We start from the raw sequence: 12,032 nt of genomic DNA on the forward strand, positions 1-12,032 counted from the left end.
TTAGATTGCTCCCATTAAGTAGACAACTGAGAATACAAAAATCCACACGATATCCAAAAAGTGCCAGAACAAACCTAAGTAGGTTAGCTTTGTTTTGCTCATTGGCGTGATACCATGCTTACGGATTTGAAAAATCATACTCACAATCCAGATTAAACCAATGCTTACATGCAAACCGTGCGTTCCAACTAAGGTGAAGAACGACGATAAAAATGCACTTGTCGCCCAAGTATGACCTTCCATATATAAGTGATGGAATTCATACAGCTCCATAATGATAAATCCTAGACCAAATAGGAATGTCACCCATAGCCAACCCGTAATCACTTTGATGTTACCTGAGTTGCGCGATAGCATTGCCAAGCCAAAGGTAAAGCTACTGATCAATAAGAGCATGGTTTCAATAAATACAAATGGTAAGCTAAATAACTCTTTGGCACTAGGGCCACCAAATGTATGGGTGTGAAATACCGCGTATACTGCAAACAAAGTCGCAAATAATACGCAGTCACTCATAATATAAATCCAAAAACCAAATACGCTTTTGGAACCATCATAGTGGTGGTGATGTTCACCGTGATGGTTTTCTACTGCTGTAGTACTCATGCGCCCACCTTCTTCATTTTTTCAATTTCAGCTTCAATTTCTTCAACTTCTTTTGCTTTCACATAGTAGTCGATATCGTAATTAAACGAACGTGAAATCACGGAAGCAAGAATACCTAACAACCCAACGCCAGCTAACCACCAGATATGCCAAACCATAGCAAATCCAAAAGCCAAGCTAAACGCACCGATAATAAAGGCAACACCGGTATTGCGCGGCATATGGATATTTTCATATGGGCGCTTTTCAGCTTCAGGGCGATTCTCGATATTTAAGCCCTTTTTTTTGTGCTCCCAAAAGCCATCTAATGAATCAACCACAGGATCATGCGCAAAGTTATAAAAAGGTGCAGGAGATGCTGTTGCCCACTCTAGTGTACGTCCATCCCAAGGATCACCTGTTAAGTCACGGTTTTTATGACGATCTTTGATACTTACAATAATCTGAATGATTTGCAACAACACACCAATAGCAATCAGCATTGAACCAACCCAAGCCACAATCAACCATGGTTGGAATCCAGTTGACGCATCATAATGATATAAACGGCGAGTCATACCAATAGCACCTAAATAGTAAAGCGGCATAAAGGCAACAAAGAAGCCAACAATCCAGAACCAAAATGACCATTTACCTAAGCGCTCGTTAAGCTTAAAGCCAAACATTTTAGGGAACCAATAGATAAGTCCGGCAAAATAACCAAACACAACACCACCAATAATGACATTATGGAAATGCGCAATCAAGAATACACTGTTATGCATCTGGAAATCAACACCTGGCACGGATAGCAATACACCGGTCATACCACCAATGGTAAATGTTACCAAAAAGCCCATTAACCAGTACATTGGTGTGGTAAAGGTGATGCGTCCGCGGAACATAGTAAACAGCCAGTTAAAGATCTTAACCCCTGTTGGAATCGCAATCACCATTGTCATAATACCGAAAAAGGCATTCACATTGGCGCCCGCCCCCATCGTGAAGAAGTGATGCAGCCATACCGAGAAGGCAAGAATCGTAATAACAATACTTGCGCCAACCATAGTGGCATAACCAAATAGCTTCTTTTTAGAGAATACTGAAACAACTTCTGAGAAAATACCAAAGGCTGGCAGAATCAAAATATAAACTTCAGGGTGTCCCCAGATCCAGATCAAATTAACATACATCATTTGATCACCGCCACCACTGACAGTAAAGAAATTTGTACCTATATAACGATCTAAAGTCAATAATGCTAACGTCACCGTTAAAACTGGAAATGCCGCAATGACCAAAATAACAGAACAAAGTGATGTCCACGTAAATACCGGCATCTTCATTAATGTCATGCCTTTACAACGCATTTTAATGATGGTGACAAAGAAGTTAACACCCGTCATCAAGGATCCTATACCGGATATCTGCAGTGCCCATATCCAGTAATCAACCCCGACCCCGGGGCTAAAAGCGGTCTCCGAATAAGGTGGATAAGCCAACCAACCTGTATGCGCAAAATCGCCGATTAATAGCGACATATTAACCAAAACCACACCAACTACAAAAAGCCAAAAGCTTAATGAATTAAGATATGGGAATGCCACATCGCGTGCGCCAATTTGCAAAGGAATTGCAATATTCATCAAACCAAACATCAATGGCATTGCCACAAAGAAAATCATAATCACACCGTGAGCGGTAAAGATCTGATCAAAATGCTGTGGAATCAAATAACCAGTGCTGTCACCTGATGCTAAGGCTTGCTGCGTACGCATCATTGCCGCATCGACAAAACCACGAAATAGCATAACGAGCGCGACAATGATATACATAATACCAATTTTTTTATGGTCTACTGTCGTGAACCATTCACGCCATAAGTAGCCCCATTTTTTGAAGTAGGTCAAACCGCCTACCAATAATAACCCACCAACAACAATAAAGATAAACATTCCAAGAATGATTAACTGCTGGCTTACGGGTTCCCACAAATACGGGAAGGCTGTGTGTGGATCACTCAGTCTTCCAATCAATGCTTCTAACATATTCGTTCCCTATTTATTCACACTTAGTGGCTCATTTCTGACATATGATGCATATGTCCCATCATGCCAGGTTTGTAGTTTGGCATCATGTAGTACATAACAATGTCATTAAACAAATTCTTATCGACTTGACCATAATAGGTCACTGGATTATTAATGGATTGTTTTACCAAATGATCCCAGAAATAATCCCACGTCAGATCTTTCTTAGCCGTTTTCACTTCAGTGACCCACTTATTGAAATCAGCTTCAGAGGTAGCATCTGCAAAAAACTGCATATGTGCAAAGCCTTCACCTGTGTAGTTAGCTGAGAAGCCACGATACTCACCTGGATTAGTTGCCAATAAATGAAGCTTAGTGATCATGCCAGTCATCGCATAAATTTGTCCACCTAGTTGCGGAATAAAGAACGAATTCATAGGTGCTGCTGATGTGATTCTAAAGTTAATCGGGTGCCGAACAGGAATAACGATTTTATTAACCGTTGCAATATCGTATTGCGGATAAATAAACATCCACTTCCAATCTAATGCCACGACCTCAATTTCAACAGGAGATTTATCAGATTCCAGTGGCTTATACGGATTAAGCGAATGCGTTGTTATCCAAGTTACAATCCCTAAAATCAGAATAATCACACATGGTATTGCCCACCAGACGATCTCAAGTGCTGTGCTGTGCGACCATTCAGGGCGATACTTTGACTTAGTTGCAGAGTCGCGATAACGCCATGCAAACCAAAATGTCAAAAAAATCACTGGAATTACCACGATTAACATTAGCAAAATAGCAAATATCAATAGCCTAAGCTCGTGATGTGCAATAGGTCCTTGCGGATCTAACACCCCTGAGGAGCACCCCCCAAGCAACACTGCTGGCAATAATACCAACAATGCAACAAACGGCTTAGCTAAAGGCTTTTTGCGCTTTATTTTTCTGCCTCCAACACCCAATAAAAACAATGGATTACCCATCCTTTTTAGTGTGGATACAAAAAAGTGCAAGTACTTGATCATATCGATTTCCTTAGTTCCTTTATATCTAGCTAAGTTATTGGAAAATAACTTAGCGCATAGTATAACTATTTTTTTCCTAATTAAAACTGGCATGATTGACTTTATGGCTAAAAGGTATTTATCACACTTAAAACATGAATGATTATTAGCCACAACTATTTAGTATTCATAACTTACCTCTAATTTTTTATTTGAACAATATATTGTTCAACTCTATAATGTCATTAACAATCATAATTTAAGAGGTGATCTATGAGAATCGTAAATTTTTCATCCGCTCGGAACAACTTTAATCGCATCCTTGATCAAACAGTTGAGGATTATGACTATACGGTAATAACAAGACGTGACAAAGAAGATGCTGTTGTTTTGCCTTTAAGTCTTTTCAACAGCTATTTAGAAACTATGCACTTACTACAATCACCCAAAAATGCTGCTCATTTAATGAAAGGTATTAAAGAGTACAAAGAAGGTAAATCTCAAGAACGAGATCTGCTTGATGAATAAGATTATTGCATTCGTTAGCGATGCTTGGGAAGATTACCTTTACTGGCAAACACAAGATAAAAAAACGTTAAAACGTATCAATAAACTGATTATAGATTGCAAACGTTCTCCTTTTGATGGTTTAGGGAAACCAGAGCCGCTTCTTGGAAACTTAAGCGGCGCTTGGTCAAGACGCATCGATCAGGTGAATCGCCTTGTATATATGGTTGATGCATCACACATCACGATTATTTCATGCAAAGGGCATTACGATTAAAGTAGACAAATTGAGTTTCTTAATGATTAATTAAAAATCCAACCATAGCACCGTAATCACTCTGGTGACATAAATTAAATTATTCATTAGAAACCATACATCAGCACACATTTCCCATTGTATTAGCCATCCACTGCTTAAAATACATATTAAGTAAATAATTTTACAAACTTAAAACATATTAGTTAGATAAAATATCATTCAATATAAGAATTATCATGGTCATCATTTCAATGAATTAACTGAAAGGGAAGAAAGCAATCCATTTCCGCTGAATTACTTTTTTGCATACTTGAGTACGATACCTTTTACAACATGTAATTACTTTAAAAGGTCACTCAGATATAAACATTTATTCAACAAAAATACAAAATTTTATGTAGGGAACTATGACAACTGCAAAATTTTTCTTACAAGAGGCTATACCAAGCTTGCTGCATTCAATACAAGACATACATCTTCAAACACATGACACCCCAGTTTCGCAAGAATTGCTCGCCCGCTTATATCTCTTACTTAAAAATGCTGAAGATGATCAAACCGTGCTAGAAATCATTAGCAGTCAAATAGATATCGCATTTAAGCAAGAGAAAGCCAGTCAACTCAAGAATAGTAATGAAAATTTTCTGGTAAAGTCTGGAAATCAATGGATGATCAAATCTGCCACAGATATCGTAAAAAACAACTACATGACCTATCGCTTTGAAAAAAAATCTCAAGATTTTTCAAAAATTAATCTAGTTAGCCTATGGGAAAAGTTCAAAGGCAAATTGACTTATTTAATATTGCTATCCTTTATTATCAATCTAACTTATTTATCTATTCCCCTTTATATGAATGCAGTTTATAGTCGAGTGTTGCCTGCCTTTGCGACTGCATCTCTTTGGACGCTGTCAATTATCGTTTTATTGCTATTAGGACTTGAGTTTATTCTTAAAAAGCTACGACTTGAAAGCAGTATCAAGCTATCTAGCGAAGTAATACAGTTCATTGAACCTACCACACTCAAGAACGCTATTGACACAGTAGCATCAGAGCACAATCAATGGGGTAAGAATCAACAAGCGATTATTCATAGTTTAGGACAATTAAGAACGCTAGCATGGCGTATAATCAGCAGCAACTACATTGATTTACCCTTTTTCTTTCTATTTTTATTTTGCATCTGGTTAGTTGGTGGTTATCTTGTATTAGTCCCACTGGTTATTAGTACAATCCAAGTTATACTGATTTTTTACTTCCTTGGTACCCGTCAAAAAAAATATGTTTCAACACATATTCCAACTGATGGAATCTTAAGCTTCATTGCCAATGGACTAAAAAATACCTTTTTATCTATATACCGCCAAAGATATGAAGCATATGATATTGCTGAAAGCACGCAAACCAAACAAAATAGTCACCTTAACGCTATTCTTTTTTTGCTAAGTTCAGCACAGACGATATTTACCGTCATTCTAGCATTCTACCTACTCCAAGAAAATGTCATATCACAGGGCGCTCTATTTGCTGTTATTTTATTGACAGGCAAACTGTCTCAACCTGTCATGAATTTATTAGGTGCAATTCCCACATTTAAACAGGTAAAAGATTTAACCCATGCTATAAATGATTTTCAAGCATCCCAAAATAATAAGCAACAGCCGACCTCTATCACTTATAGCCCTCAGCGACCAACAGCAAATGGTTGGACCCTTAGCAAAGTTAATCTATCTTTTGATGAAAGATCAGCTGTATTTGAAAACGTCAGCTTAGATATTCCATTACACTCTAGATTATTGATAGTAGCTAGACCAGGCACTGGAAAAACATCACTATCAAAGATATTAATGGGTATTATGTATCCCAACAGTGGTCATGTAAACTTTCAGTGCAACCAAAATTATGGCTTTGATGATCTACATATAAATACTTACTATTCAAGTTATCCATACGTTTTATTCCATGAAACAATCTTTAGCTATTTTTGGGAATCCAAAGAAAAGTGTAAATCTGCTTTATCTTTGGATTTTATGCAATGGATCATCCCCTATCTAAAAGATGGCATTTATACACCCTTCAATCAATTTAGTCAGCTGCTTTCGGATGAAAAACGGCAAATGTTAGATCTAGCAAGAATGCTGACAAGTGGCAAAAAAATATATGTTTTGGATGACCCTACAACATTTTTGCCTAACAAGGCGCACAATACACTTATCGAGCACATGCACAAATTGTTGAGAGATAAAAGTATTACTCTTGTAATCTTTTCAAATCGTACCAGCCTACTTGAATTAGTTGATCAGGTTTCAATTTTAACTTCAACAGGTATTTCATTTTCAGATAGTAAGCAAAACTTTATAAAAAACCCAAGGACTCAGTAACATGGCACATGAAAAAAGAGATGACATTATTTGGCCTGCATATGTTGATATGCTCACTGTTTTAGTAATGATCTTTATTATGTTTAGCATTGTATTTATCATTCGCCTAAGCATGTACAACATCGCTCAAAAAATGACTGTAGAGATGCAGCAAAAGACATCAACAGCAACCCAGCAGCATAAACATCACCTTCCTCCGCCTATCATTTATATGAGTGAGAATGCTCATGTGACACAATGGGACTTAATACTGTCACTTGACAACTCTTTAAACTTTGCAAAATCACAACAACAGATGATTGATAAATGGTTTAAAACACATCAACAGACCAATAACGCTATCTATGAAATCTCCATAGAACTTGCTAACCAAACACATATCTCTCTTGGTGCAATGCTACGCAAAATCTACATCCTCTATGCTAAAACAGCCAACTATATGCATAATAAACATAATATTCCAACTAGCCAAATACAGTTCCTTAGTCAATCAAACCAAAGCGCAGGTGCTTCTAATCTGATTAAAATCAAGGTGAAAAAATGAAAGCCAAACTCAAAAAAATCCACACTCTGTCAGTTATTAGCATCTTAAAGAAATCGAGCATCAATTTTAAGATTATATTAGCTAGCTTACTTATAATATTTTTGATTAGCTTATTTTTTCTGCGTCTTGATATTTTGGTGCACGCCAAAGGTTATCTACAAATCAAATTCAAAAATATTATGCTTGAACATGCCACTGGAGGGACAGTATCAAAGCTACTTGTTCATGAGGGGCAGCATGTTAATAAAGGACAGCTTCTCGCCGTGATAGATAACAGTTATGTTAGTCAAGAATACACCAAAAACACGAGCAGTATTGCCATGTTACAATTGCAAGCAGCACGCCTTAATGCCGAGATTAATCAAAAGCCATTTATATCGGAAAGTATTAAGATTAGCGGGGTAACACAAGCTATGTTTTTGACGGAAAAAAACGTCTATGATAGTGAAATTGATACCTATAAACAAAATGAAAAGCTAGCGCAAACTACCTATCAAGAAAAACTCGACGAAATTAAAGCCAATGCTATAGATATTGAAGGATTGAAAAAACAAAAGCAACTCATCTCAGATCAAGTGAAGATGATTAGAGATTTGGTTAAAGAAGAAGCCGCATCAAAATCTGCATTACTAAATCAAGAGGCTGAAGAACAAAAAATTCTTAATCAACTTAATACCGCAATTTCTCGACAAGAACTCTTACAGTCTCAGGCTTATGAAGCTCAATTAAAAGTCACTAAAATTCACACTGATTTCATGTCGGATAAACGTAATAAACTATTGCAATTAGAGCAACAACTTGCTGAGCTTCAAGCCAAACAAACAGGGATATCAGATCGCAAAAAGATTGAGAATGTTTTTAGCCCAACTAATGGTATCATTCAAAGCATATTCAAATCTAATGCTGGTGCTTTTATTCCCTCAGGTGGTAAACTCTTTGAAATTTCTCCTGATAATGTTCCAATTATCTGTGTCCTTAAAGTATTGCCGAGCGATCGCGATAAACTATGGGTTGGTATGCCTGTAAAAATCTCTATCAATTCCATTTCAACTATTGGCGCCAATTTCTTGTCTGGGACAATTTCACTTATTAGTGCCGACACTAAAGATGATAACATCAATGGCAATAAGCGACCTTATTTTGAGGTTGATGTTGATCTCAATGAACAAGACATTGATAGTCAGCACATTAAAATATACCCAGGGATGCAAGTAGATGGTTATATTATTGTTGGTAAAAGAACGGTTGCCCAATATATTTTAAAGCCCATGCTTACTGGAGCAAATACGGCACTAACTGAAGTGTAGGGATTCTAGATGAAGTAGCTATAATGGCTCACTAGCCATTTTGATCATGTCATAAGAATATGGTGAGGGTAAACTGTCTTGATAAACAATATTGGATGATGGGATTTTTAATGTGTGTAACATATAACCTAATAACTGACTATAGAGTAGATACTGTTTTCTTAATAAAGATCCTGTTGAAAAGTTTTGATTTTTAGCAACATACACCAAAACAATATATTTTCTATTAGGATGCTTAGCTACCCACTCCTTTATTTTGGCGTAATCAGCATCACTTAAGCGGTAACTATCTGCTTTTAATTTTAATGTAAAACTCCAATCGCTACGTTTGTTTTGCTGTAAGTATTTATAGTTTTTTGATGATACTCTTTCGCGCGCCACATGATTACTTGATTGCAGCACTTCCTGCGCTTGATTACGAACAGTCATACTAGATAAAAATCCCAAAATCATATTAAAAAATACATACATAATTAAAACAATAACCATTAGAGAGACATAACTCACCCAGAAAGTTGTTTTATTATTGCCACCATGGTAAGTGGAAGCTTTTCTTTTCACAAATAGCTCCTAAATAAAGATCGTCAAGCCAAATTATCACATTCGATAAATAGTTTATTCCATGCTAATTTACGTATTAGTAACGTCATTTTTATCGAGTTTTTTCTTACTTTGTCATGTGTATAAATTTCAACACATCATGAGTCTGCCCAGCAAGCTCATATAGGTTGACTAAGGCTTCATATGCATTGATCTTGTCCTTAATTTTTTCTACCAAAGTTAGGTAAAATCCCCGCTCAGAATTCAATAAATCCAAAAGCGGTCTATTTCCTGAAAAAAACTCCTTTTTATAGAGTTTATTGACCTTTTTATATTTTGAGGCAGTCAATAGATTAATCGCATAATTTTCACGCATTCGCTGATAAACAATTAAATTATTCTCTAATTGTTGATTAATACTGCGCATAGCCATTGTCAGTTTATCTTCAGCGAGAAATTCGCTCTCTGCAGCACTCTCAATGGTTGCTGAATTATATCCTCCCGTAAAGATAGGCATTGTTATACTGATACTTCCGCTTAACTTGGGAGATTGAACCGATCGACTCCATTGTGTTGCTCCGGCATTGATATTTATGGTTGGGTAGTCTTGACTTACTGCCTCTTCGTGGTTAAATCTTGCTTGAGATACTTCAGATTTCAATCGCTTTAATAACAAACTATGTTGATATATGTAGTTAAGTGTTAAATGATGTGATTTTGGAAATGATCTACTCTCTGCAATACCTTGATAAAATTTATAACTGCGGTGTTGATCATTAGACAAACCAGTAATTGTCTCTAGATCAATTTTAGCATTCTGTAATCTAAGCTCACCATTACTTAAGAAATTATGTGCTTCATCAACAGCAACCTTTGATCGCAATAAGTCAGACATAATTGACAAACCTGCATCTACGCGTTTATTAACTTTATCTGCAATACTTTTAACTCGTAACAAGTAGACTTTATCGGCACTGACAAGCTCCGCGTATTGTATATATATCAAATAGCTTTTGATGACTTTAGCTGTCACCATTTGATGTGTTATATCACGTTGCCATTTACTTGCTTGTAATGCACTATTTTGCGCCTCATAAGCGGAATAGCGCTTGCCAAAATCATAAATCGTATAAATGGCTGAAATATTGATATTAGGCACATCAGAGTCTGGAGTGGTGTAATCATTACCTTCAAGATAATGAAAATTGGCAAAACTTAAAGTACCTTGTAATTGTGGCCAATATTTGGAATCTGCCTGCTTAAGCTTTGCTTTGGCAATTTTTTCCTGAATTTTAGATACATCTACTGATAGATCATAGTGTAATGCTTTATTAATCGCTTCAGATAATTCAACATAAATAGATATGTCATTTGCGGTTTTATTTGGTGCAGTATTTTTCTCCATCGCAAATAAATGGGCTTTAAAAAGCATTTGTGCTGTTGGATATAATACACTTAAATCATTCGATTTACCTAAAGCTGATAACTTTTGTGACCAATCCATATTTAATACATTTCTGACTTCTGTAGGTAGAAAGTCAATATATGACAACGGTAGTCTCTGATCTGACATTGCCATAGTTGATATCACACTTAATAAGCTAGTCAAAACCATCTTAAAAAACTTATTCATAATACACCTTTAATAATGGAAATTTGTAGTTAATTACAATTGACCTTGCTTATTGAGCATCTTTTCTAAACTGAATTTGATCTGAGACATTTGCTGTAGCAGATTCAGTGATATGCTTGATGATTGTGCAGTGGTGGCTTTTTCAATTCGTTCGACATCATCAATAACTACCGCCTGAAATTTACGGAACATTGCCATTAAGTCACTCACTAAAAGACTCATTTCCTCAACACGATGATGCGATTCTTGAATGAGCACATCCGTTGTGGTTGCGCTATGAGTAATAACTTCTATCAAACTTTGTCCAACTATTGGCAAATCATTCGTAATCCGTAACATTTTCTCATCAACTGTTTCCAAAGCCCTAGTGCATTGCTGCAAATAGGTAGCAAGCTTTTGATCAACCAATACAATAAGGTCATTATTTTGCTGTTGAATGCTTTGTTGAGAGCTATGTAAAGCTGACATCATCTCATTATTCTTTTGCAATAATTCAGTAACCTGAGGTAACGTTTCGTTCAATAGTTTAAATGTTGGCTTAGCACCTTGGTTCATTAAATTATTGCCATTGATTGGTTCATTGATTGATACATCGTTATCTAACACCCAGGTCTTAACTTGCTGAGTAAAATCAGTTGTTGCTCTTGCTAAAATAATCGCAAAAAGTCCGACAATTAAAGAAAATAGTAACCCCAACAATGAGGCTGAAAATGCTGTTGACATTCCGGCTAATGGTGCGGTTAATGAATTAAGTATATTTGATGCACTCGACATATTCAGCACATCAGATACCTTACTCATTGTGCGCATCATCCCAATAAATGTCCCGAGCAGTCCTAGACCAATTAAAGTTGCAGACATGTATTCTAATGCTTTAATACTCCAGCTTTTATACTCGCGCCACTCCTCAATAAGCGCCTCCAAAGCATTACTATTACTCCCTAATAAGTTATAAAATCTCCCCCCAAAAATACTTTTAAGCACTTTCTTATCAGCAAAAGGAGTCTCAGCCATGACTTCCCTTTGCCATAGATTAGCATGCTTTCTTAGCTGAATCGCACTAAAAATAGCATACAATACAGCTAGCAAACATCCCGTTACAATAAGTGTATTAATCACAGTGTTATGTGAAATAACTATGATTAATGCATTAATATCAACCACAGCAAAAGCAATCATCAACACCCCCATAACAATAATGAGTGCTGAAAAATTTTTAATCTTTGTCATTAT

11 protein-coding genes are annotated in these 12,032 nt (G+C 36.3%); 5 read left to right on the forward strand and 6 right to left on the reverse strand.

Features of this window, described 5'->3' with window-relative positions; translation table 11 throughout:
- The 3 genes from cyoC to cyoA are packed head-to-tail and all read right to left on the reverse strand — an operon-like array spanning nt 1 to nt 3,649.
- Entirely contained in the window at nt 1–606 is a 606-nt protein-coding gene (gene cyoC / locus DNJ75_RS06040) for a cytochrome o ubiquinol oxidase subunit III (RefSeq protein ID WP_117002296.1), read from the reverse strand.
- Nucleotides 603–2,633, reverse strand: a complete 2,031-nt coding sequence (gene cyoB / locus DNJ75_RS06045) for a cytochrome o ubiquinol oxidase subunit I (RefSeq protein ID WP_117002297.1) — start codon at nt 2,631–2,633, stop codon at nt 603–605. The genes cyoC and cyoB overlap by 4 nt, the downstream gene beginning before the upstream one ends.
- A gap of 23 nt (nt 2,634–2,656) precedes the next feature.
- Nucleotides 2,657–3,649, reverse strand: coding sequence for a ubiquinol oxidase subunit II (gene cyoA / locus DNJ75_RS06050; protein WP_224742285.1), 993 nt, complete (start codon nt 3,647–3,649; stop codon nt 2,657–2,659).
- A gap of 252 nt (nt 3,650–3,901) precedes the next feature.
- Here cyoA and DNJ75_RS06055 point away from each other — a divergent pair, with 252 nt between their 5' ends.
- The 5 genes from DNJ75_RS06055 to DNJ75_RS06075 all read left to right on the forward strand — a co-directional run bounded on the left by DNJ75_RS06055 (nt 3,902) and on the right by DNJ75_RS06075 (nt 8,626).
- A complete protein-coding gene (locus DNJ75_RS06055) occupies nt 3,902–4,156 on the forward strand; it encodes a type II toxin-antitoxin system Phd/YefM family antitoxin (protein ID WP_117002298.1) in 255 nt (84 codons plus the stop codon).
- A complete protein-coding gene (locus DNJ75_RS06060; protein WP_117002299.1) occupies nt 4,149–4,412 on the forward strand; it encodes a Txe/YoeB family addiction module toxin in 264 nt (87 codons plus the stop codon). The genes DNJ75_RS06055 and DNJ75_RS06060 overlap by 8 nt, the downstream gene beginning before the upstream one ends.
- Nucleotides 4,413–4,954: 542 nt before the next feature.
- Nucleotides 4,955–6,775, forward strand: a complete 1,821-nt coding sequence (locus DNJ75_RS06065) for an ATP-binding cassette domain-containing protein (RefSeq protein ID WP_157968232.1) — start codon at nt 4,955–4,957, stop codon at nt 6,773–6,775.
- A gap of 1 nt (nt 6,776) precedes the next feature.
- The gene (locus tag DNJ75_RS06070) at nt 6,777–7,319 is read left to right on the forward strand and encodes a hypothetical protein (protein WP_117002301.1); all 543 of its coding nucleotides are present in this window, start codon (nt 6,777–6,779) and stop codon (nt 7,317–7,319) included.
- Nucleotides 7,316–8,626, forward strand: a complete 1,311-nt coding sequence (locus tag DNJ75_RS06075; protein ID WP_117002302.1) for an HlyD family type I secretion periplasmic adaptor subunit — start codon at nt 7,316–7,318, stop codon at nt 8,624–8,626. The genes DNJ75_RS06070 and DNJ75_RS06075 overlap by 4 nt, the downstream gene beginning before the upstream one ends.
- An 18-nt stretch (nt 8,627–8,644) precedes the next feature.
- On the opposite strand, the gene DNJ75_RS06080 is transcribed toward DNJ75_RS06075, so the two are convergent.
- The 3 genes from DNJ75_RS06080 to DNJ75_RS06090 all read right to left on the reverse strand — a co-directional run bounded on the left by DNJ75_RS06080 (nt 8,645) and on the right by DNJ75_RS06090 (nt 12,029).
- Nucleotides 8,645–9,187 carry a hypothetical protein gene (locus DNJ75_RS06080; protein WP_117002303.1) on the reverse strand — a complete coding sequence of 181 codons (543 nt, stop codon included), beginning with the start codon at nt 9,185–9,187 and terminating at the stop codon, nt 8,645–8,647.
- A 106-nt stretch (nt 9,188–9,293) separates the two neighbouring features.
- Nucleotides 9,294–10,799 carry a TolC family protein gene (locus DNJ75_RS06085; protein ID WP_117002304.1) on the reverse strand — a complete coding sequence of 502 codons (1,506 nt, stop codon included), beginning with the start codon at nt 10,797–10,799 and terminating at the stop codon, nt 9,294–9,296.
- A 33-nt stretch (nt 10,800–10,832) separates the two neighbouring features.
- Nucleotides 10,833–12,029 carry a MotA/TolQ/ExbB proton channel family protein gene (locus tag DNJ75_RS06090; protein ID WP_117002305.1) on the reverse strand — a complete coding sequence of 399 codons (1,197 nt, stop codon included), beginning with the start codon at nt 12,027–12,029 and terminating at the stop codon, nt 10,833–10,835.
- Between the last annotated feature and the right edge of the window lie 3 nt (nt 12,030–12,032).

It is taken from the genome of Cysteiniphilum litorale, from assembly GCF_003428165.1.
Lineage (GTDB): Bacteria > Pseudomonadota > Gammaproteobacteria > Francisellales > Francisellaceae > Caedibacter > Caedibacter litoralis.